Genomic DNA, 21,566 nt, shown 5'->3' with positions numbered 1-21,566 from the left:
TTTGCCCGAACTATAGGGCCTCTACCCGCGCATTTAACGTTATGTTGTAGGACACCACAACGATTAGTGTTCGATTTTCAGTGAAAATAGCGACTTTTCGCGCGTTTTTTAGCGTTTTATAGGAACGCAGTCTCCTCAAAGCTGCGCAATTTGCGGCTATGGATGCGTTCAAGGGGCATTTCACGCAATCTTTCCATGGCACGGATTCCGATCATAAGGTGCGCAGCGACCTGTGTTTTATAGAATTCTGACGCCATTCCGGGCAATTTCAGCTCGCCATGAAGTGGTTTATCACTGACGCATAGCAAGGTCCCATAGGGTACACGGAATCGGAAACCATTAGCGGCAATCGTCGCGCTTTCCATATCTAGTGCAACCGCACGCGATTGGGACAACCGCTGAACCGGCCCAGATTGATCACGCAATTCCCAGTTTCTGTTATCGATAGTCGCAACAGTACCCGTCCGCATGATCCGCTTTAGCTCATAACCTTCAAGCTTGGTCACGTCGGCAACAGCTGTTTCAAGCGCAATCTGAATTTCGGCCAGCGCAGGAATCGGCACCCAAACAGGAAGATCATCGTCCAGCACGTGATCTTCACGTAGGTACGCGTGCGCCAGAACGAAATCGCCCAAACGTTGGGAATTACGTAGCCCAGCGCAGTGACCAACCATCAACCACGCATGTGGGCGCAGAACCGCAATGTGGTCAGTGGCCGTTTTAGCGTTCGAAGGCCCGACGCCGATGTTCACCAACGTGATCCCGCTGCCGTTCGCTCGCTTCAAATGATACGTTGGCATCTGGGGAAGTTTCGCAGGAACGGGCAGGGGCGCATCGGACGCCGTGATTTCAACATTCCCGGTGCTGACAAAGCTTGTATAGCCGCTGTCAGGATCTGCCAGCATCTGGCGCGCAAAGCTTTCGAACTCTTCGACGTAGAACTGGTAGTTCGTGAATAAGATGTGGTTTTGGAAATGTTCAGCAGCAGTCGCAGTATAGTGCGACAAACGTGCCAATGAATAATCCACGCGCTGCGCGGTAAACGGGGCAAGCGGACGCGCACCGTCCGGATATGCGAAACCTTCGCCATTCACGATGGCGTCATGCGTCGTGCTTAGGTCAGGCACATCGAAATTGTCACGCAGGTTAAAATCCATCGACCCATCATGGGGAACCGTCAACTTTGGATCATTGGCCGCAGCAAAATGCACGGGCATCACTGTGTCGGATGCACCGATAACTACAGGCACGCCGTGGCTGTTTAGCAGCAGTTGGATTTGCTGCTCTAAGTATGCGGCAAATAGATCAGGGCGTGTAACTGTTGTCGAATATGTACCCGGTTCAGCCACATGACCAAATGACAGACGGCTATCCATCTTAGCGTGGGTCGTCGTTGTCAGACGAATTTCTGGATAAAACGCACGCACGCGCGCCTCGGGCTGGCCGTGTTCCAAAGCGTCTTGAAAGCTTTTTGATAGAAACGAAACCGCAGTTTCATAAATCTCTTGTAGCCGCTTTACTGCGGCTTTTGCGTCGGTAAACGCTTCATGTCCGGGCACATCGGGTGTCCAGATAATGACCTGTTGTTCATCATTCATAGGTCGTCCTCAAACAGTTCTGTTAACTCAAATTTCTCTACATCCACCAATCCCAGATCAGAAATCCGCAACGAGGGGATGACAACAAGCGCCAAAAGCGAATGCTGCATATAGGCATTATTTAGCGTGCAACCACACGCCTCCATCGCGGCGACCATTTCGTCGGCTTTTGCGGCAACGTCAACTGCGGGGCTATCTGACATCAATCCGGCGATAGGCAATTCCACCAACGCCAGTTCTTTGCCGTCTTTCCAAACAGTCACGCCTCCGCCGACTTCACCCAAACGGTTTGCAGCGGCGGCCATGTTTTGACGATCTGTACCCACAACAATCATGTGGTGGCTGTCATGCGCCACGGTCGAGGCCATCGCCATTTTGCCAGTGTATCCAAAGCCCGAAACAAAGCCGTTCACGACCTTGCCCGTACCCTGATGCCGCTCAACCAGCGCAATCTGATAGGTATCACCTTCACCTTCGACCAATCCATCAACGACAGGAAGTTCAGCAGTCAGCGCTTCGGTCGGGGCTTGATTTTCGACAACGCCGATCACCTTGACCTTAACGCTATTCGCGCCCTCAGGCGCGTGGATCGCGAAATCAGCATCGCCCAGCGCCTTGCCCATATTCACGGTTTGACGTGCATCAGCGGGCCAATCGTAATGCGGGCAATCCACGGTAATCTTGCCATCCATCGCAACGGTCTGACCACGGGCAATCACATGCTCGATTGGCAAGGTTTTCAAATCAGACGTCAAAATCACATCAGCCCGCCGTCCGGGCGCGATTGATCCCAATTCGCGCTCTAACCCGAAATGAGTGGCAGTATTGATCGTCGCCATTTGCAGCGCGATCAGCGGATCACATCCGCAATCAATTGCATGGCGGACAACGCGGTTCATATGACCATCATTCACCAACGTTCCCGAATGGCAGTCATCCGTGCAAAGAATAAAGTTGCGCGGATCAAGCCCCTTTTCAGTGATCGCTGTAATCTGGCTTTCGACGTCATACCAAGCAGAGCCAAGTCGCATCATCGACTTCATACCCAAACGGACACGTGCAATCGCGTCAGCCTCGGCTGTGCCTTCGTGATCATCTGCCGCGCCGCCCGCAACATAGGCCGCAAATGCATTGCCTTTGTCAGGGCTGGCATAGTGGCCGCCCACGGTTTTGCCCGCGTTCATAGTTGCTGCCATCTCTGCCAACATCTGCGGATCACCGTTGATGACACCGGGGAAGTTCATCATCTCGCCCAGACCAATAATACCGGGCCACGACATGGCCTCGGCTACATCATCGGCGGAAATCTCAAACCCTGTGGTTTCCAGACCGGGGGCAGAAGGCGCACAAGACGGCATCTGCGTGTAGATATTCACTGGCTGCATCAATGCTTCGTCATGCATCATACGCACGCCGTGCAGTCCAAGCACGTTCGCGATCTCATGCGGATCGGTGAACATGGTCGTTGTGCCATGCGGAATAACTGCTGCTGCAAATTCGGCAGGAGTTAGCATCCCGCTTTCGATATGCATGTGACCGTCACAAAGACCGGGGATCAAATATCGGCCTTCAGCCTCGATGATTTCCGTATCCGGACCAATGCAATGGCTGGCGTCTAGCCCAACATAGGCAAATCGGCCATCGGCCACAGCAACCTGCCAGCCATCCAGAATTTCGCGGGATTGGACATTCACCAATATACCGCCACGAATGACTAGATCAGCATGCGCACGCCCTGCGGCGACAGCGACCAAACGGGGGGCAACTTCGGCCCAAGATTTGATGTGATGTTCCATCCCCAATGGTTTCACCGTTTTCAAGCGGGTTCAAGAGGGGATGATTTACAGGCTAGAAACAAAATCGTTTCTGAAACACAGGCCGCCCGATCTATGCCGGACGCCCATAAATTTAGTCCAAGGGTTACTCGGCACCAACAGTTGCCAGAAATGCGTATATATCTGCAGCTTGCTGTGGGTCGCGTACCTGATACGCCATCTTGCCCCGCGCACGACGATCATCCAATGCTTCACGTAGATACCCAGTTGGGTTTTGGACATAGGCAACAAAAGTGTTTTCATCCCACGTCGCGCCGGTCGCGCCTAGATCAACGATAGCGTCACCATAGCGAAACCCATCAGCAGAGCCCAGAACACGCCCTTCAATTCCATATAGGTTTGGCCCAGTACGTGCAGTACGGCCAGCCAAGACTTCACCATTATCATTGCGAACAACATGACATGCGACGCATTGACGGTTGAATTGCTCTTCACCTGCTGCAACATCGCCTTCGGCTGACGCAGCCGATGCGCATGCGACAAGCGCCGCTGCAACTGTAATACTCTTCATGATCGTTTTCCTTTTCGATCGGATCAAATGACCGCTGCCCCAGTCTATTGCTGATGTAGTGTAGGCAACCGTCCAGACCAACCGTAAAGGCAAAACTTTTTGCTATCGATGCAGCATAAGATCGCAGGGGCGGGCGCTTCGGATAAAGCGCGCCCCTAGCAGTAGTATAATGTTCACTTTACACCACCAACCTTAGCGCGCTGACGGCGTTCTGCCTCTACGCGTTCAGCTTCGTAGCCCTTCAATTTGCGTCCATCATGCGACCAATGGTCCGGTGATTTCCACTTTTCGTTACGGGTAGCGGTCAAAAAACTATCGGCGAATATTGTAAGCATGACTATTCCTTTCTCTATGTTGATAACCAACAAATAAAAGGATTGCTTAGTCAAAGCGACTCTGTAAGATTTCCATTATGTTAGTTGAGCTTTCATATGGATTGGCGTGAAATCCCGTCCCTTTCGGCGTTGCGGGCGTTCGAATGCGCCGCCCGGGCTGGGTCATTTTCGCAGGCAGCGCGCGAACTGAACGTGACACATGCTGCAATCGCGCAACATGTTCGTGCGGTCGAGGCTGAATTGCGCACCACTTTGCTGGTACGTCAGGGTCGTGGCGTTGCCCTAACCGACGCAGGCGCGCGGTTGGCGGATACGCTTTCTGATGGGTTCGGACAAATCATATCCGGGGTAAAATCAGTACGTGACGATGCCGAAACGCGTCCGTTGTCTGTTACAGTAACCCACAATTTCGCAGAGAACTGGCTTATGCCGCGCATATCGCAATTCTGGGCGAAATACCCGAAAATCGCCTTGTCGATTGTACCCAGTAACAAGCTCGTTGATCTGCGTCGTGACGGGTTTGATTTGGGTGTACGCTATGGCGATGGAAAATGGGCAGGGCTTGAAACAACACACCTATTGGCCGCAGATTACACAGTAGTCGCAGCGCCAGGTGTGGTCGAACCCGACAATCTTACACGTTCCGACGTTCCGTGGTTTTTCGAGGACGATCACCATGAGGCGCGCAAATGGGTCACCCAAGCCGGAATGATAGGAGAAACCCAAAAGACGTTCAATGTGACCACGCTTGGTATGGCGCTATCAGCCGTTCGGTCAGGTGGCGGCATCACCGTCGCATCCAGCGCCTTGGTTGTGGACGACATAAACGCTGGGCGGCTCGTTGCGCTGTCGCAAACGCAACCCGAAGGATTAGGGTATTACATAACCCACTATCCCGGCGTCCTATCTAACCGGGTCAAAATCTTGAAGTCATGGCTTCTGAAAACGATCTAGCGCGGACTGCGCTTTGCCAAAATCCGCTGCAACGTTCGGCGATGCATCGACAGACGGCGGGCCGTTTCTGACACGTTGCGGTCGCATAGTTCATACACACGCTGAATATGTTCCCAACGCACGCGATCCGCGCTCATTGGATTTTCAGGCGGCGGTGGCAGCGTATCGCTGCCCGCGAGCAACGCATTCGTAACGTCTGTCGCATCCGCAGGCTTTGCCAAGTAATCGGTCGCACCGATTTTCACTGCCGCAACCGCTGTTGCAATCGCCCCATACCCTGTCAGTACGACAATCCGGCTTTCAGGACGTTTGGCGCGAAGAACTTCGACCACATCCAACCCGTTTCCATCTTCTAACCGTAGATCAACAACCGCATACGCCGGCGGACGTGCCGTTGCGATTGCCTTACCAGCTGCCACAGATTCCGCTGTTTCGACCTTAAAGCCGCGTTTTTCCATAGCTTTTGCAAGCCTACGCAGAAACGCCTCGTCATCATCAACAAGAAGAAGGCTCTTGTCGTCACCCAGGTCCAACGGCTCGGTCATTTTAGTCCATTCCTCGCATGTTCGTAGACGAATAGTAGATTTATGTGCCCTATCGTCAACCTGTGACAATGCACTCGGTTACCTCTGCGATGTGCTCCGGGCTATCGCTTCGGCCAAAATATGTCGCAAACCCACTATCTGGCAGCATCAGATAAGTCGATGTCGAATGCTGAACGAGATAATATTCAGGGTCGCCATCTTCTTTCTTAAAAAATGTCCGATAGGCTTTGGAAGCGGCAGAAACCTGTTCAGGTGTTCCGGTAAGCCCGATCATCTTAGGGTGGAAATTATCGGCATAGTCCCGAACGATATCAACGGTGTCGCGCTGTGGGTCGATTGAGATAAAGACAGGTGTAGCGCTGATCCCTTGTTCGGCCAAAATATCAATAGCTGCCGCATTTCTTGCGCTGTCCAACGGACAAACATCTGGGCAAAAGGTGTAGCCAAAATATACTAACGTTGGTTCTTTTATGATATCAATGTCCGTGACCGTCGCCCCGGTTTCACTGACCAAGGTGAACGGACCACCAATGTCGCCACCCGTCGCCACCCCACAATCGGGTGGGGTCGCAAGCTGCGTAACAGCAAACGTCCCGACCACAACTACCAGTGCAGTACATCCGGCAACCGTCGCTATCAATTTCGACATCACAAACCTCTTTCCCATTCGGTCGCATTGATCCCTCATGCAGGGCTGCGTATCAATGGGTTACCTTGCCGGACGGGATACCCGATCACATGTCTGTTTCAGAATTCACCATGTTTCAAGATCAGCAACGCAGCAACTGGGTACGCCTACGTACACTGACCACACTGCGATGGTTTGCCACACTTGGGCAAGCAGGTGCGATACTCGTGGCATCGCTGATTTACGGGTTAAACATCGAACTCGAGTTCGCGCTTATCCTTGTCGGCGTTTCGGTTCTCGCAAACCTTATCGCTAGCTTTGCATATCCTGAAAACAAACGGCTATCCGAACGCGAGGCATCACTGTGGCTTGTATTTGACCTCATCCAACTCACGCTTTTGCTGTTTATCACGGGTGGATTGAACAACCCCTTTGCGATGCTTGTCCTTGCGCCGGTTACAATCGCCGCAACGGTTTTACACCGCGGTAGCACCGTGTTTGTTGGCCTGACCGCGATTGGGCTGATCAGCATTATTAGCCAATTTCACCTGCCAATCATTATGTCAGATGGCACAACCCTTGTGCTTCCCACGATCTTTCAATTTGGGTTTTGGGCTTCGCTTGTCATCGGGATCGTCTTCTTGTCGATCTATGCGCGGCAGGTCACAACCGAAATGCACGCCATGCGTGAAGCATTGGTCGCGACGCAATTGGCGCTCGCACGTGAACAAAAGCTAACCGATCTTGGTGGGGTTGTGGCTGCTGCTGCGCACGAACTTGGCACACCACTTGCCACGATCAAATTGGTTAGCAGTGAACTCATGGAAGAATTGGGTGATCATCCAGATCTATACGAAGACGCCAACCTGATCCGAGAGCAAGCAAACCGATGCCGCGATATCCTGCACTCAATGGGGCGGGCAGGAAAAGACGACCTGCATCTCCGACATGCCCCGCTCGAAGCCATCGTGCACGAAGCCGCTGAGCCACACATGGATCGGGGCAAGCAAGTCACATTCCACCTGACCGCAGACAGCGGTGCAGATCAAACCCAACCAACAATTGCGCGTCGTCCAGAGATTATTCATGGTTTGCGTAACCTTATTCAAAACGCCGTGGATTTTTCCCAAGCCGAGGTTAGCGTTGATCTCAATTGGTCAGACACGGATATAAAGGTCCGCATTTCCGATGACGGACCCGGATTTCCGGGTTCTGTTATCGGACGTATCGGCGATCCCTATGTGCGTGAACGGCGGCATTCGGACGATTTCAGCGACCGACCCGGCTACAAGGGTATGGGGCTCGGCCTCTTCATCGCTAAGACCTTGCTTGAACGGTCTGGCGCGCAGCTTACATTCGCCAACAGCCGCCGGGCAGGGCTTGGTGATGGCGGCGCGGTTATTGACGTTGTGTGGAACAGAGATTCTCTTCCCAACAGCGGCGATCGCGTAAGCCAGCCCCTAGGCGAAAACCAACAGCACAGCGCCGAAGTTTGAAACAAGCCTCGCACTTAACGCCACATTAACCTTAAAGGCGGATGTTTAAACTCAGTTTTACTGGGGATACTCACAGATGCTACTGAGTCTATTGGACCTCGCGGTCATTGGTATAAGCTGCGCAACCTGCGTTGGGGTCGCCTTTAAATCCCAGCAAGAAATCAAGAAATGGCGCAATGCTAAGCAGATCGACACAGCACGGGCGAACAACCTGCCGATTTTTCTGTTCCAAGATGACGAACTCATTGATGCAACGCCCCAAGCAATCGCACTGATTAACGAACATAGGACCGACCTGTCAGAGTTTGATACTCTGATGCAAATGCTTGGACCCCACTTTCCACAATTGCGCGGACTGGCTGCTAATCCTCCATCATCAAAAACGCGAATTGATGGCGTCACAGCGACGTCGATCTGGGTCGAAATTTGCAAAACCGGTGGACGGCTACGTATTGCGATCAACGGCGCCCAAGAAGAACTGACACCTCATCAATCCTCGACCGTCACAAGCGATATTCGCCTATCAGAACTAGCGATGCTACGTGAACTTACTCAACAATCTCCGCAGTTGATTTGGCAAGAAGCAGACGATGGCAAATTGCTATGGGCCAATCAAACCTACCTCAAATTCATCGATCAAGTGCATGCGCCCAGCGACACCGTACAGGCAGTATGGCCCAGCGCATCAATATTCCCAGATCTCCACGATATTCCCGGTGCAAAGGGCACATCATTGCGCCGCCTTTCGGTTAAATTACACGATAAATCAGCTGAACACTGGTTTGACGTGACAAGCGTACCTCATGGTGATGGCTTTATGCACTTTGCCACGGACGCGAACGGGATCGTCAGGGCGGAACAAGAACGACGCAGTTTCAAGCAAACCCTTGGTCGGACATTTGCGGAATTGTCGATCGGACTGGCAATTTTTGATAAACAACGCCAACTGACGACATTCAATCCAGCAGTGCTCGATCTAACCAAGCTAAAGTTTGATTTCCTCAGCAGCCGTCCCACGCTTGAGGCCGTCTTAGATAAACTGCGGGAATCCCGCATGTTACCCGAGCCTAAGAATTACACCTCATGGCGCGACCAGTTTACCGAACTCGAGGTGGCCGCCAAAAAGGGAACCTACAGTGAAACTTGGGCTCTACCAGATGGGCAAACCTACCGTGTTACCGGGCGCCCCCATCCTGATGGCGCTTTCGCGTTTATGTTCGAAGATATCAGCGCCGAAGTATCATTAACACGCCGGTTCCGTTCTGACATCGAAACCAGTCAGGCAGTGCTGGACAGTATTCCTGACGCCATCGCAGTATTCTCTAGCGCTGGTACGCTCGTTATCTCGAACCAAGCCTATGCTGAACTATGGCAAACAAATCCGGCTTTGTACCACGAACAACGCGCGCTTCAGACCGAAACAAAGGTCTGGCAACAACGGTGTACGGCTACCCCGATCTGGTCAAAGATCCAGAATTTCACGCATCAAATCGGCCCGCGCGAAGCTTGGTCGGACAGTACGCTACTTGATGACGGTCGCCAGTTGTCATGCCACGCGAACCCAATCGCCGGGGGTAAGACGCTAGTGCGGTTTACAACCGCAGCGAAAATGAACCCAGTTATCCAAAAACTAACCATGCACGATCCAGCGATACGCGTTCGCAAACGCTGATTTGACCTTGCAGGTAGCGACCCAAGCAATAGTGTTTCGGCATGAACAATATGCCGATCACAATCGCCCTGCCGAACGAAACTGACACCGTTGAACTGGCCAGCCGCATCGCGCCGTTGCTGGCCCCCGGCGATACGCTTTTGCTGGAAGGGTCCATCGGCGCAGGTAAATCCGCCTTTGCCCGCGCATTAATCCGCGCCCGGCTTGGCCGGATGGAGGACGTTCCATCCCCAACCTTCACCCTTGTCCAAACCTACGAAGACCCAGAAGGCGACATCTGGCACTGTGACCTTTATAGGCTGACCCACCCCGACGAAGTATTCGAACTCGGGCTGGACGAAGCATTCACAACCGCGATCTGCCTGATCGAATGGCCTGATCGGCTCGGTACTGATGCCCCAGAGAACGCTCTTAAACTCGCGTTCGCGGCAGGAGACACCGAACACAGCGTTCAAATCACGACAACACCGGAATGGCACGACCGGCTAAAGGCGGTTTTGTGATGGAACGCAAAACTATCATTGATAACTTTATCGCCGCGTCTGATTGGGCTGATTGGGACCGGCATGGACTTGCTGGTGATGCGTCTGCCCGGCGGTACGAACGCCTGACCGATGGCACGTCGAATGTGATTTTGATGGATGCACCGCCTGAAAATGGTGAAACAACCCACGCCTTTGCCAGCATCACCAGTCTGCTACAAAATGCGGGGTTAGCACCTCCTGAAATCTTAGCGCACGACGTGTCAGCTGGTATCATGATCTTGTCCGACCTAGGCCAAGACGACTTTGCAGGGTGGTTAACTCAGAACCCTTCCGACAACTTGACGCTTTATCGTGCGGCCAACGACGTTTTGGTGCATCTTGCCAATTACCCCGCGCCTCCAGGCCTGAACCAAATGACACCCGAAATCGGCGCTCAGATGGTCGAGATCACAGGCGAATTCTACGCCAACGCCCCTACACCGGACCTCACTAACGAAGTGCACCAGGCGCTCACCACGCTCGCACCAAATGCTAACACGCTTGCGCTCCGCGATTACCACGCTGAAAATCTGATTTGGCGACCCGAACAACAAGGGCTGAACCGCGTTGGTCTGCTAGATTACCAAGACGCATTTATCGCGCCAGCAGGTTACGATCTAGCATCGCTTTTGCGGGACGTACGACGGGAAATAGACCCAGCATTAGCACAAGAAATAACGACCTATTACATGGCAAAGACGGGTGCGGGCAGCGATTTCCCCGCGCAGCTGGCCTGCCTTGGTGCCCAGCGCAACTTGCGAATATTGGGGGTGTTTGCACGGCTTTCCCTCGTCATGGGTAAAAAGCGATACATTGATCTAATTCCACGGGTCTGGGCCAATCTAATGGCCGATCTACGCCACCCAGAACTGAAAATGCTGGAACAGGCGGTGCGCGATACGCTACCAGCACCGGACACAGAAACACTTGCAAGGCTTCGCGCATGACCACGCCCATTCTATTGTTTGCCGCCGGGCTTGGGACCCGCATGGGCGCACTGACCAAGGAGCGGCCAAAGCCACTTGTCCAAGTCGCAGGCAAACCGTTGATCGACCATGCGCTGTCATTCACTGACATCGCAAACGTCGGGCAAAAGGTTGTGAACGTGCACTATCATGCGGACCAAATGCGCAACCATCTGGCTGGGCAAGACATCGCAATTTCCGATGAAACCGATGCGCTGCTCGAAACTGGTGGTGGGCTACGGCAGGCACGGACGCTACTTGGGTCGGGTCCGGCGATCACCATGAATACCGATGCAGTGTGGCGGGGGCCAAACCCAATCGAGACCGTTCTGTCAGCATGGCGCGATGAAATGGAAGCACTGCTTCTGGTGATCGAAAAGCCAAACGTACATGGGCATCTGGGCAAAGGCGATTTTCGCATCGATAGCGATGACCGCCTGCACCGTGGGCCTGACGTGATCTATACCGGCGTGCAGATCATCCGGCCCGAAACGCTCGACCACATCCAAGAAACCGCATTTTCGCTGAACGTGGCGTGGAATGACATTGCCACGCGTGGTGGGCTTTATGGTGTGAAATACGACGGGGCTTGGTGTGATGTCGGACAGCCATCCAGCATCCCAATTGCCGAGGCGATGTTGAATGTTTGAACCATCAGACAGCCCTCGCATTTTCGGCAGCGCGCTGGGCGTCGATTTCGCACAGTCACTGGTGGATGGCCTAACCTCACGCGGTCAGAACATGACGCCGGAAGACTGGGCGCGTACCGAAATATACGTCAACACTACACGTATGCAGCGCCGCATCCGCGAAGTATTCGATGCTGGCCCAGCGCGCCTTTTGCCACGGATCAAACTGGTAACTGACCTTGCGAATGATCCCGTATCGCTGATCGTTCCGCCAGCGATTGCACCATTGCGTCGGCGGTTTGAGCTTCTACAATTCGTATCGAAACTACTGGAACAAGAACCCGACCTTGCGCCGCGTGCCGCACTTTATGATCTGTCAGATAGCCTTGCGAAACTGATGGACGAAATGCAGGGCGAGGGCGTAAGCCCAGAAACCATTGCCAGCCTTGATGTGTCCGATCAATCCGGCCACTGGCAGCGGGCGCTCAAGTTCCTCAACATTATCACACCGTTTTTTGGGGCGACCAACGACACCCCCGACAAAGAAGCGCGCCAACGGCTTGTCATCGAAACGCTGTCACAGCGCTGGGCGGACACGCCACCAACCCATCCAATCATCGTCGCCGGTTCAACCGGGTCACGCGGCGCGACCGCGATGTTTATGCAAGCGGTCGCAAAACTACCCCAAGGTGCGATTGTCCTTCCCGGTTACGATTTCGATCTTCCCGATCCCGTTTGGCAGGCGATGGACGATGAAATGACCGCCGAGGATCATCCGCAGTTCCGGTTCCGTCGTCTTATGGACCTCATGGAATTTGGCCCCAATGACGTAAAGTCCTGGTGTGATTTGGCGCCCATTCATCCAGCGCGAAACAAATTGGTATCACTGTCGCTACGCCCTGCACCCGTCACCAGCCAATGGCTGGAAGAAGGGCCCAAGCTGGGCGACCTGTCCGCTGCAACCGAAGGGCTGACATTAGTCGAGGCTGCGTCGCCCCGCGCCGAGGCCGAAACCATCGCGCTACGTCTACGCCAAGCCGTCCAAGACGGCATCACTGCCGCGCTGATTTCTCCGGATCGGATGCTAACGCGGCAGGTTACCGCCGCGCTGGACCGTTGGGATATTAAACCGGATGACAGTGCCGGTGTTCCGTTGCAGCTATCGCCGCCAGGCCGGATGCTGCGTCATGTTGCTGACACGCTGGGCAAACCGCTGACCGGGGAAATGTTGCTCGTGTTGCTAAAGCATCCGCTGTGCAACTCGACAGATTCTGAGCGCGGCCCGCATTTGCGTCATTCCCGCGAACTTGAGATCTATCTGCGCCGCAACGGGCCGCCATTCCCAACGCCCGACACGCTGCGCAATTGGGCGTCCCGTGCCGAAGGACGCGATGAATGGGCGAATTGGCTTTCCGAAACGGTATTTGGCTATGCCGATCCGCTTACCATACCTTTGTCCGACCATTTGCAGACGCATCTCCGACTGGCCGAAAAGCTGTGCGCCGGGCCATCAGGAACAGACGCTGGCGAGCTATGGAAAGAGGCAGCGGGCCGTGAGGCACGCAAAACCTGCGATACGATTGCCGAGAACGCCGACTTTGCCGGTAAAATGGATACCAAGGATTACGCCGCGCTTTTCGGCGCTATCCTGTCCGAAGGCGTCGTGCGCGAACGTGACAAAGGCCACCCACAAATCCTGATCTGGGGTACGCTAGAGGCCCGTGTTCAAGGCGTTGACCTGACGATCCTTGGCGGGATGAACGATGGGGTTTGGCCCGAGGCACCAGCACCAGACCCTTGGCTAAACCGCGTCATGCGGGCCAAGGCCGGATTGCTTTTGCCCGAACGGCGCATCGGTCTTTCCGCGCACGATTATCAACAAGCAATCGCCGGCAAAGAGGTCTGGATCACGCGCGCTAAACGGTCCTCTGACGCGGAAACCGTACCTTCGCGTTGGGTGAACCGGCTTACCAACCTGCTACGTGGATTGCCCAAACAAAACGGCGTTGTCGCGCTGGACGCAATGCTGGAACGTGGCCGCAACTGGGCTGACATGGCAGCGCAATTATCAGGCGCCGATCACCGGACAGAACCAGCACCACGTCCTTCACCTTGCCCACCCGTTGATGCGCGTCCCAAACAATTGTCCGTCACACAAATCAAGACGCTGATCCGCGATCCATTCGCGATTTACGCACGCAAGGTGCTGCGCCTTGACCCGCTTGATCCGTTGGCACCAACAGCTGATGCACCTTTGCGCGGGACCATCGTGCACGAAGTCTTAGAAAAATTTATCGCAGGCGGCTTTGCACCCGACGATCGCGAAGCACTGATGCAAATCGCCAATGAATGTTTCCATGAACACTGCCCATGGCCGACCATCCGCGCCCAGTGGATCGCCCGGATGGAAAAATCAGCCGATCCGTTCCTAGCAGATGAAGTCAAACGACAAGCCCTGTCCGATCAGCGCGTGATCGAAAAGAAGGGTGAAATCGTAGTTCCAAACGTAGGTGTAAAACTGACCTGCCTTGCCGACCGGATCGACATCACCCCTGACGGTCAGGCGCTGATCTACGACTATAAAACCGGCGTTGTTCCCAGCGAAAAACAGCAAGAAAACTTTGACAAGCAACTGTTGCTCGAGGCCGCGATGGTCGAACGCGGTGCGTTTAATGACCTTGGACAGAAACCCGTTAAAGCCGCCACATTCATCGGGGTAAACACGACGATGAAAAACAGCAACGCACCACTTGAAAAGAACCCGCCGGATCAGGTTTGGGCCGAGTTAGAGACGCTTTTTGAAAATTGGCAACGTGTTGATCGCGGCTATACCGCTCGGATCGCGCTATTCTCAAAGACCGATTACAGCCCCTATGATCACCTGTCGCGTTTCGGGGAATGGGACACCAGTGACGATCCAAAACCAGAGGTGCTGACATGATCCGCGACGCAGCATCCCAACGGCAGGTCGACGCCGCCGATCCACGCACATCCACTTGGCTTTCTGCAAATGCCGGGTCTGGCAAAACCCGCGTGCTGACCGACCGCGTGGCGCGGCTATTGTTGGAAAAGGTGTCCCCGCAGAACATTCTTTGCCTGACCTACACCAAAGCCGCCGCAGCCGAGATGCAGAACCGCCTGTTCAAGCGGCTTGGTACTTGGACGATGATGGCGGACGACGCGCTGCGTGCGGACCTTCAGTCGCTTGGCGTGGATCGTGTGATTGATGATCAGCAACTGCGCGAAGCAAGGACGCTGTTTGCCCGCGCGATTGAAACTCCTGGCGGTTTGAAAATCCAAACCATCCACTCGTTTTGTGCAGGTGTTCTGCGGCGTTTTCCACTCGAAGCGCAAGTGAGCCCGCAGTTCCGCGAAATGGAAGACCGCGCCGCAGAGCTGCTACGCGCAGAGGTCATGGATGAACTGATCACTGGTCCAGATGCACCCGCTGTCGAACAGGTTTTGCGATACTTCACCGGCGCGGAGCTATCCAAACTGACGGCCGAAGTCGCGAACAAACGTGATGCCTTTGCAAACGGTATCCCACGCGAAGCACTGTGTGAAACGCTTGGGATCGATCCGACGCTTTCGGCTGATGTGCTTGTTTCACAAGTCCTAAGCCAATCAAGCCTTGATACGATCCACGCGCTGGCCAAGATTTGCGCCAAAGGCAGTTCGACCGAAGCCAAGGCTGCAGCAACACTTGATAAAGTCAGCACAACCGCACCCGGGACGCTGCAAGACCTAGAATTATTAGAAAGCGTGTTTCTTTTCGGGGCATCGGCCAAATCCCCGTTTGGGGCGAAGGTCGGTAGCTTCCCAACCAAGGGCACCCGCGAAGCCCATGCCGAACTAATGGACGATCTGGAACCCATCATGCTGGGCGTTCAAGACGCTCGCGAAGATCGGCTGGCGCTAAATGCGTTGCACCGCACGCTTGCGATCTATCGGTTTGGCGCTATTTTTGTGCCGGCCTATGAACAGCGCAAATTGATGATGGGTGCGTTGGATTTTGACGATCTGATCCGCAAAGCCAAGGCACTGCTAACCGACCGGGACGTGGCGCAGTGGGTGTTGTTCCGATTGGACGGCGGCATTGACCACGTTCTGGTTGACGAAGCCCAAGACACAAGCCCCACCCAGTGGGCTGTGATCGAACAACTGACCCAAGAATTCGCAAGCGGCGAGGGCGCGCATCCGGACCGCGAGCGCACTGTGTTTGTTGTGGGTGACAAAAAGCAGTCGATCTATTCGTTCCAAGGCGCTGATCCTGCCGCCTTTGATGAAATGAAGGTCCATTTCCGCGATGCCCACCACGCCGTTGAAAAGCCGTTCGAGGTCACATCGCTTGACCATTCGTTCCGGTCTTCGCAAGCGATCCTGTCCGTCGTGGATGCCACGTTTACGGGTGACCGCGCCGCCGGGATGGACGACACGCTGACCCACATTGCGTTCAAAGAAAACATGCCGGGGCGCGTTGATTTATGGCCTGTCGTCGAAAAATCGGTGGTTGATGAACCCCGCAACTGGTTCGACCCCATCGATCTGCCCAGCGAAACGGACCACACTGTGTTGATGGCAAACCGTGTGGCGGAACAGATCAAGCGCATGATCACGCACGAAACCTTGCCAGAGGAAATCGGGCATTCGGGTGAATACCATCGCCGCCCGATCACCGAAGGCGACTTTTTGATCCTAGTGCAGCGGCGTTCGGAACTGTTTTCTGAAGTGATCCGCGCATGTAAGGCAGCAGGTCTAAAGATCGCGGGTGCTGACCGTCTACGCGTTGGTGCAGAACTGGCGGTCAAAGACCTTGCGGCACTTTTGAACTTTCTTGCCTTGCCAGAGGATGATCTTTCGTTGGCTTCCGCTTTGCGGTCCCCATTGTTTGGCTGGTCAGAACAGGATCTCTTCACACTGGCACACCACCGCCCAGAAAAAGGATATCTATGGCCTGCCTTACGGGATTCAGACCATTCCGAGACTTTGGCTATCCTGCGTGATTTACGTAAAGAAGCTGACTTTTTACGCCCCTATGACCTGATTGAACGTATCCTGACGCGTCACGATGGGCGGCGCAGACTTTTGGCGCGGTTGGGGCCAGAGGCAGAAGATGGCATTGATGCGCTGCTTTCCCAAGCGCTCGCCTACGAAAGCACAGGGGTGCCTAGTCTGACCGGTTTCCTGACGTGGATGGAAACTGATGATCTAGAGGTTAAACGCCAGATGGATGCCCAAGGTGACCGGATCAGGGTGATGACTGTGCACGGGTCCAAGGGACTTGAAGCGCCGATTGTTATTTTGCCCGACACTGCCAAACGCCGTGTTGACGTTAAAGACGAATTGCTGCCGGTTGGTGAACACGTGATCTGGAAAACTGCGGCGCAGGCTTCGGGTTCTGCAATGCAGGAAATCCGAGATGATTTCGTCGCCAAGCAAACCCGCGAACGGATGCGTCTTCTTTATGTTGCGATGACGCGTGCAGAAAAATGGCTGATCGTCGGGGCCGCTGGTGATGTGGGGGACGGTGACGACAGTTGGTATAACATCGTTGCAGACGGCATGGCCGCCCGCGGTGATACCGAAATACAAATCGACAACATGGAAGCGCGGCGCGTGGCGCACCTTGATTGGGACGCAGGCGAATTGCTGCAGCCCGAACCTATCACCAAAACGAAAGTTGAGGCACCGACCTTTGGCCCAGTTCCAGAGCTAACCATTCGCAAAACGTTGTCTCCGTCGGAATTTGATGGCGCGAAAATCATGCCCGGTGATCCGGCGCGGGCGGATATCGAAGACGCAATGGAACGCGGGACAGCGATCCACAATCTGTTGGAATACCTACCGCAGGCCGACCCAAAAGAGCGTAAAGCGCTTGGCCAGCGTGTATTGGAACACAACGATCCTGGACTTGTGGAGGAAGTTGTCCGGCTTTTGGATCAACCTGATTTAGCCCATCTTTGGGATCCAGCCGCCTTGACCGAAATTGATGTCACCGCCGACATCGATGGTATAGGGCGCATTCATGGCACGATTGACCGATTAATCATCCGCGAAGACAGCGTTTTGGCGATTGATTACAAGTCAAACCAAATCGTGCCTGATCATGCCACACAAACGCCGTTGGGAATTTTGCGGCAGATGGCAGCCTACGACGCTGCCTTGCGCCAAATTTATCCAGATCGCGATGTTTGTGTGGGCATTTTATGGACGGCCACGGGGACATTGATGCAACTGCCCAAAGAACTGCTTCACGAAACCCTGAACGGCCTTTCGATCCCTTGACCAATCCACGATGGGTACATAGGTTCAGCGTCCAATGACATTCGCCAAGGAGTGACCCAATGGCAACCGTAGCAGTAACAGACGCAACCTTTGACGCCGAAGTACGCCAGTCAGATATTCCTGTTGTCGTAGACTTCTGGGCTGAATGGTGTGGCCCATGTAAACAAATCGGCCCAGCTCTTGAGGAGCTATCTGCCGAGTATGATGGCAAAGTAAAAATCGTCAAAGTAAACGTTGACGAAAACCCGAATTCGCCTTCACAGCTTGGCGTTCGCGGCATCCCAGCACTGTTCATGTTCAAAGGCGGCGAAGTCGTTTCGAACAAAACAGGTGCTGCACCAAAAGCTGCTTTGCAGGGCTGGATCGACGAGTCGATCTAAGCAGTCTGACATTATGAATTATGGGCGCCCATTGTGGCGCCCTTTTTCATTTCAGACGGGCCAACCGTGACCCTGCAAAACTTTGCGTATGGTTTCTTCTGTTTCTGGCCGTCCTGCGTTGATGGCCTGTTGTTGCAGAAACCAAAACAGATAGGCAGCGTAGTCTGGAGTGTGATCTGTGCGCGCAGCAAATGCTTCGGCAACGCCCATTGTTTGCACATTTAACCCGATATGATGGAAATCAGTTTTTCCAAACAAGATCACAGGTTTTTCTAAGAAATATCCGTGAAACCCAAGACTGGAATTCTGCGTCACGATGTAATCGCAATTATGCAGGTATATGTCCGCACTACGGTGTTGAATGGATAGCCGACCGTTCGCGTCAACCAGTGACTTCAACGCCGTCAAATCATCATCGCTATAGTTTTCTGACGGGTGAAGCGTCGCGATAATTTTTCGGTCAGGATCATGTTGCAGCGTTGTTTCAATCATCTCAATCGGACTGCAAAACTGAAACGAACGACGCACGGTTAAACGCCCCTGCAAAGGCATGTATACAAACCCTTCTTTTCGGGTTTCGCCTGCAAACAGTTTTTCGCACCACCGTTGATGGAACTTCTTTGCTTTGGTGTGATCCACTGCGCTGGTATCAAATGTTTCTTGCGCGACAGGCCATTCCCAACGCTTGCTTTGTTTTTCGATGTGCCAAAACGGATAGATATACGTCTTACGAAAGCTAAGACCGCGTTCATCAACAGGGTCATCCATCAAAAACAAACTACGCCCCGGTCGTGCCATTGCATTTAAACGACCAAGTTCATCATTCCCATCATAAGCAAATTTTAAACCAGCGCTTTTCAACACAGCGCATACTTGCCTTATGAAATTATGGTTACCACGTTCGGCTTGTCGTCGCAGTTTAGGGTTCAAATAGAATGTGACAGTGTTTTCGTCGCTCATACCGCGAACGCTAGCCCGGTGACTGGCGGGCGGCAACCCATCGGGGTTGTTTGCCCGCGCGCGCACCGCCATATAGTGTCCAACCCGCAAGGAGCAGATTGATGAGTAAAGAAGAATTCCCCGGCTGGCACGGCACAACGATCATCGGTGTGCGCAAGGATGGTAAAGTTGTAATTGCTGGCGATGGGCAGGTTAGCCTTGGCCAAACTGTGATCAAAGGCACAGCACGAAAAGTGCGTCGCCTGTCACCCGGCGGACAAGATGTGATCGCTGGTTTTGCGGGTTCGACCGCTGACGCGTTTACCCTGCTTGAACGGCTCGAGAAAAAGCTAGAAGCAACCCCCGGTCAGCTGGCACGCGCAAGTGTTGATCTTGCCAAAGATTGGCGCACAGACAAATATCTGCAAAAGCTAGAAGCGATGCTGATCGTCACCGATGGCAAAGACCTGTTTGTGATTACAGGGGCGGGCGATGTTCTGGAACCTGAACATGATATCGCAGCCATCGGATCCGGCGGAAACTTTGCGCTGGCTGCTGGTCGCGCCATGATGGACAGCGACATGGACGCCGAAGCAGTTGCGCGTAAGGCGATGGCAATTGCCGCTGATATTTGTGTTTATACCAATGGCAAATTGACAGTCGAAAGCATCGGTTAAGTGATTGGTGCGACGGCAAGACCGACGTTGAATTCCTCGCACCAAATCCAGACCTCGTTATAGGCTGATGTATCGATACCCTCTGGGGCCATATATTGGGATGCACCAGTATCACTGGCAAGCGGTCCCATAATGGTGGCGGGGTCATAAACCCCGTCTTTGCCCAGCGCGACTTTGGGGTCCGGCGCGCCATCAAACACAAAATCATCAAGCAGGTTGATCTCGCTTCCCGCGATTTCAGCGATGCCCGTCACCGTATGGCCATTGATGCCACCCCATGTACCTAAACGGCCATGGCCACCTGCAAATGCTGGCAATGCTGCTGTACTTAGCAACGCCGTGATAAAAGAACGTCTATCCATCGGAAACCTCCTGTTTCTGTTGCTGCTAATCGTACAGCGCATTGGTTTTCAAACAATCATCCCCACGCGTTTGTGAAGCGCTGCAACTTACGGCAAAAGGAAGGTGTCACCCTTGGAGTTGCATGCCACAACACTTAGGTGTGACGAACGCAAAGGAATGCCGATGATTGACACAGATGACCTACGCGCTGCGATCAACAGCGGCCTATTGTCCGAACGACAAGCCGCTGATCTGGCGCAGCTTGCGCAACAGCGGAAAACATCAGGTTCTGATCTGTCGCCCGGCGATGAACCGTTCGAACTGTTTCGTGGTTTCAACGAAGTCTTCATAATCATCGGATTATTTATTCTTGGTATCGGTTGGTATTCGGTTGCTACGCTCGCGCTAGGTGACGAAATTGTTGACCTTAAACGCTATGTCATCGGCGTTACGTTGGCTGGCGCTGTCGCGATCTGGCTACTGTCAGAATACTTCATCAGAAAGCGCCGCATGATCGGCCCCGCATCGACGCTTGCGATTATGTTTATCATCAACGCGACCTTTGGTTTTCTAAGCTATTTCGCCGAACCGTTTATGGTTGGTCAGGGTAATTTCGAAAGCATCCCGCTTCCGCTTTTCCTAGGTTTGATTTCGCTCCTAATCTATTGGTGGCGCTTTCGCGTACCGTTTGCGATGGCAATCCTTGCTATCGGGTTTTTCGTTGTCTCGATGGTGTTCACCGCCAGCAAAGGTGGCGAAATTAACGAATTCAAAGACCTTTTCTTGCTATCCGCTGGCGGACCATTTGCGTGGATCACACTGGTGTTGGGGCTTATTGTTTTTGCCGTCGCCATGATGTTCGATATGAGCGACCCACATCGCGTCACCCGGCGATCAACGAACGGGTTTTGGCTGCATGTCGTTGCAGCGCCTGCTTTGATTAACACAATCGGCCTGACTCTCTTGAACCAAGGGACGTCGGCCGCAAACTTTGGACTATTTGTTGTGCTTGGTATCTTCGCTGTTATTGCGATCATCATCGACCGGCGGTCATTTTTGATTACGGCAATTGGCTATATCGTGACCGTTGCAATCACAGTTCTGGATGGCGATGGCGTCGCCCTAACAGTTCTGCTACTTGGCGCAATCATGCTGTTTTTAGGTGCTTTTTGGGAAAAAATTCGTGCGCGGACTTTGCGTTTGCTGCCGGCTGGTTTTCCATTGCACCGCCTGCCTCCATCCCATGTGTAA

19 protein-coding genes are annotated in these 21,566 nt (G+C 53.7%); 11 read left to right on the top strand and 8 right to left on the bottom strand.

Annotated features, from left to right (window positions below; genetic code table 11):
- Window positions 1-116: 116 nt before the first annotated feature.
- The 4 genes from CLV80_RS14955 to CLV80_RS18500 form a co-directional block, all read right to left on the bottom strand.
- Complete coding sequence (locus CLV80_RS14955; protein ID WP_106358741.1) at window positions 117-1,598, bottom strand: AMP nucleosidase; 1,482 nt, start codon at window positions 1,596-1,598, stop codon at window positions 117-119.
- The gene (ade, locus tag CLV80_RS14950) at window positions 1,595-3,394 is read right to left on the bottom strand and encodes an adenine deaminase (RefSeq protein ID WP_106358740.1); all 1,800 of its coding nucleotides are present in this window, start codon (window positions 3,392-3,394) and stop codon (window positions 1,595-1,597) included. Before ade ends, CLV80_RS14955 begins: the two co-directional genes overlap by 4 nt.
- A gap of 124 nt (window positions 3,395-3,518) precedes the next feature.
- Window positions 3,519-3,944, bottom strand: coding sequence for a c-type cytochrome (locus CLV80_RS14945; RefSeq protein ID WP_106358739.1), 426 nt, complete (start codon window positions 3,942-3,944; stop codon window positions 3,519-3,521).
- Between the two features lie 173 nt (window positions 3,945-4,117).
- Entirely contained in the window at window positions 4,118-4,279 is a 162-nt protein-coding gene (locus tag CLV80_RS18500; RefSeq protein ID WP_165793394.1) for a hypothetical protein, read from the bottom strand.
- 96 nt (window positions 4,280-4,375) lie between these two features.
- Between CLV80_RS18500 and CLV80_RS14940 the strand changes: the two genes are divergently transcribed.
- The gene (locus CLV80_RS14940) at window positions 4,376-5,233 is read left to right on the top strand and encodes a LysR family transcriptional regulator (protein WP_106358738.1); all 858 of its coding nucleotides are present in this window, start codon (window positions 4,376-4,378) and stop codon (window positions 5,231-5,233) included.
- On the opposite strand, the gene CLV80_RS14935 is transcribed toward CLV80_RS14940, so the two are convergent.
- Window positions 5,230-5,778, bottom strand: coding sequence for an ActR/PrrA/RegA family redox response regulator transcription factor (locus CLV80_RS14935; protein ID WP_106358737.1), 549 nt, complete (start codon window positions 5,776-5,778; stop codon window positions 5,230-5,232). The two genes, CLV80_RS14940 and CLV80_RS14935, sit on opposite strands and share 4 nt — an antisense overlap.
- Window positions 5,779-5,833: 55 nt before the next feature.
- Complete coding sequence (locus CLV80_RS14930) at window positions 5,834-6,427, bottom strand: SCO family protein (protein ID WP_106358736.1); 594 nt, start codon at window positions 6,425-6,427, stop codon at window positions 5,834-5,836.
- An 89-nt stretch (window positions 6,428-6,516) separates the two neighbouring features.
- On the opposite strand from CLV80_RS14930, the gene regB reads away from it, so the two are divergent.
- From regB to trxA, 8 genes are all read left to right on the top strand, one after another.
- The gene (regB, locus tag CLV80_RS14925) at window positions 6,517-7,902 is read left to right on the top strand and encodes a sensor histidine kinase RegB (RefSeq protein ID WP_106358735.1); all 1,386 of its coding nucleotides are present in this window, start codon (window positions 6,517-6,519) and stop codon (window positions 7,900-7,902) included.
- A 76-nt stretch (window positions 7,903-7,978) separates the two neighbouring features.
- Entirely contained in the window at window positions 7,979-9,574 is a 1,596-nt protein-coding gene (locus CLV80_RS14920; protein ID WP_106358734.1) for a PAS-domain containing protein, read from the top strand.
- 41 nt (window positions 9,575-9,615) lie between these two features.
- The gene (gene tsaE / locus CLV80_RS14915; RefSeq protein WP_207766596.1) at window positions 9,616-10,077 is read left to right on the top strand and encodes a tRNA (adenosine(37)-N6)-threonylcarbamoyltransferase complex ATPase subunit type 1 TsaE; all 462 of its coding nucleotides are present in this window, start codon (window positions 9,616-9,618) and stop codon (window positions 10,075-10,077) included.
- On the top strand, window positions 10,077-11,045 hold the full coding sequence (locus tag CLV80_RS14910; protein WP_106358733.1) for an aminoglycoside phosphotransferase family protein: 969 nt from the start codon (window positions 10,077-10,079) through the stop codon (window positions 11,043-11,045). Before tsaE ends, CLV80_RS14910 begins: the two co-directional genes overlap by 1 nt.
- Window positions 11,042-11,713 (top strand): nucleotidyltransferase family protein, encoded by a 672-nt coding sequence (locus tag CLV80_RS14905; RefSeq protein ID WP_106358732.1) that lies wholly within the window; start codon window positions 11,042-11,044, stop codon window positions 11,711-11,713. Before CLV80_RS14910 ends, CLV80_RS14905 begins: the two co-directional genes overlap by 4 nt.
- Entirely contained in the window at window positions 11,706-14,633 is a 2,928-nt protein-coding gene (gene addB / locus CLV80_RS14900; RefSeq protein WP_106358731.1) for a double-strand break repair protein AddB, read from the top strand. The genes CLV80_RS14905 and addB overlap by 8 nt, the downstream gene beginning before the upstream one ends.
- Window positions 14,630-17,977 carry a double-strand break repair helicase AddA gene (gene addA, locus CLV80_RS14895; RefSeq protein ID WP_106358730.1) on the top strand — a complete coding sequence of 1,116 codons (3,348 nt, stop codon included), beginning with the start codon at window positions 14,630-14,632 and terminating at the stop codon, window positions 17,975-17,977. The genes addB and addA overlap by 4 nt, the downstream gene beginning before the upstream one ends.
- Before the next feature lie 59 nt (window positions 17,978-18,036).
- Window positions 18,037-18,357: a thioredoxin gene (gene trxA / locus CLV80_RS14890; protein ID WP_106358729.1), complete on the top strand. Its 321-nt coding sequence runs from the start codon at window positions 18,037-18,039 to the stop codon at window positions 18,355-18,357.
- 51 nt (window positions 18,358-18,408) lie between these two features.
- Here trxA and CLV80_RS14885 read toward each other — a convergent pair whose 3' ends face one another.
- Window positions 18,409-19,317 carry a capsular polysaccharide export protein, LipB/KpsS family gene (locus CLV80_RS14885; RefSeq protein WP_106358765.1) on the bottom strand — a complete coding sequence of 303 codons (909 nt, stop codon included), beginning with the start codon at window positions 19,315-19,317 and terminating at the stop codon, window positions 18,409-18,411.
- Window positions 19,318-19,418: 101 nt separating this feature from the next.
- On the opposite strand from CLV80_RS14885, the gene hslV reads away from it, so the two are divergent.
- Window positions 19,419-19,973, top strand: coding sequence for an ATP-dependent protease subunit HslV (hslV, locus tag CLV80_RS14880; RefSeq protein ID WP_106358728.1), 555 nt, complete (start codon window positions 19,419-19,421; stop codon window positions 19,971-19,973).
- Here hslV and CLV80_RS14875 read toward each other — a convergent pair.
- Entirely contained in the window at window positions 19,970-20,335 is a 366-nt protein-coding gene (locus CLV80_RS14875) for a DM13 domain-containing protein (RefSeq protein WP_165793393.1), read from the bottom strand. The genes hslV and CLV80_RS14875 overlap by 4 nt on opposite strands.
- Before the next feature lie 163 nt (window positions 20,336-20,498).
- Between CLV80_RS14875 and CLV80_RS14870 the strand changes: the two genes are divergently transcribed.
- The gene (locus tag CLV80_RS14870; protein ID WP_106358726.1) at window positions 20,499-21,566 is read left to right on the top strand and encodes a V-type ATP synthase subunit I domain-containing protein; all 1,068 of its coding nucleotides are present in this window, start codon (window positions 20,499-20,501) and stop codon (window positions 21,564-21,566) included.

This window comes from Yoonia maritima (assembly GCF_003003285.1).
GTDB classification, from domain to species: Bacteria; Pseudomonadota; Alphaproteobacteria; order Rhodobacterales; family Rhodobacteraceae; genus Yoonia; species Yoonia maritima.
The sequence above is the reverse complement of the archived record's forward strand: the minus strand, read 5'-3'. Positions and strand labels throughout refer to the sequence as shown.

Coding starts and splice junctions, on each gene's coding strand:
- CLV80_RS14955 (WP_106358741.1), bottom strand. CDS start 1,598: ATGAATGATGAACAACAGGTCATTATCTGGACACCCGATGTGCCCGGA.
- ade (WP_106358740.1), bottom strand. CDS start 3,394: ATGGAACATCACATCAAATCTTGGGCCGAAGTTGCCCCCCGTTTGGTC.
- CLV80_RS14945 (WP_106358739.1), bottom strand. CDS start 3,944: ATGAAGAGTATTACAGTTGCAGCGGCGCTTGTCGCATGCGCATCGGCT.
- CLV80_RS18500 (WP_165793394.1), bottom strand. CDS start 4,279: ATGCTTACAATATTCGCCGATAGTTTTTTGACCGCTACCCGTAACGAA.
- CLV80_RS14940 (WP_106358738.1), top strand. CDS start 4,376: ATGGATTGGCGTGAAATCCCGTCCCTTTCGGCGTTGCGGGCGTTCGAA.
- CLV80_RS14935 (WP_106358737.1), bottom strand. CDS start 5,778: ATGACCGAGCCGTTGGACCTGGGTGACGACAAGAGCCTTCTTCTTGTT.
- CLV80_RS14930 (WP_106358736.1), bottom strand. CDS start 6,427: ATGTCGAAATTGATAGCGACGGTTGCCGGATGTACTGCACTGGTAGTT.
- regB (WP_106358735.1), top strand. CDS start 6,517: ATGTCTGTTTCAGAATTCACCATGTTTCAAGATCAGCAACGCAGCAAC.
- CLV80_RS14920 (WP_106358734.1), top strand. CDS start 7,979: ATGCTACTGAGTCTATTGGACCTCGCGGTCATTGGTATAAGCTGCGCA.
- tsaE (WP_207766596.1), top strand. CDS start 9,616: ATGAACAATATGCCGATCACAATCGCCCTGCCGAACGAAACTGACACC.
- CLV80_RS14910 (WP_106358733.1), top strand. CDS start 10,077: ATGGAACGCAAAACTATCATTGATAACTTTATCGCCGCGTCTGATTGG.
- CLV80_RS14905 (WP_106358732.1), top strand. CDS start 11,042: ATGACCACGCCCATTCTATTGTTTGCCGCCGGGCTTGGGACCCGCATG.
- addB (WP_106358731.1), top strand. CDS start 11,706: ATGTTTGAACCATCAGACAGCCCTCGCATTTTCGGCAGCGCGCTGGGC.
- addA (WP_106358730.1), top strand. CDS start 14,630: ATGATCCGCGACGCAGCATCCCAACGGCAGGTCGACGCCGCCGATCCA.
- trxA (WP_106358729.1), top strand. CDS start 18,037: ATGGCAACCGTAGCAGTAACAGACGCAACCTTTGACGCCGAAGTACGC.
- CLV80_RS14885 (WP_106358765.1), bottom strand. CDS start 19,317: ATGAGCGACGAAAACACTGTCACATTCTATTTGAACCCTAAACTGCGA.
- hslV (WP_106358728.1), top strand. CDS start 19,419: ATGAGTAAAGAAGAATTCCCCGGCTGGCACGGCACAACGATCATCGGT.
- CLV80_RS14875 (WP_165793393.1), bottom strand. CDS start 20,335: ATGGATAGACGTTCTTTTATCACGGCGTTGCTAAGTACAGCAGCATTG.
- CLV80_RS14870 (WP_106358726.1), top strand. CDS start 20,499: ATGATTGACACAGATGACCTACGCGCTGCGATCAACAGCGGCCTATTG.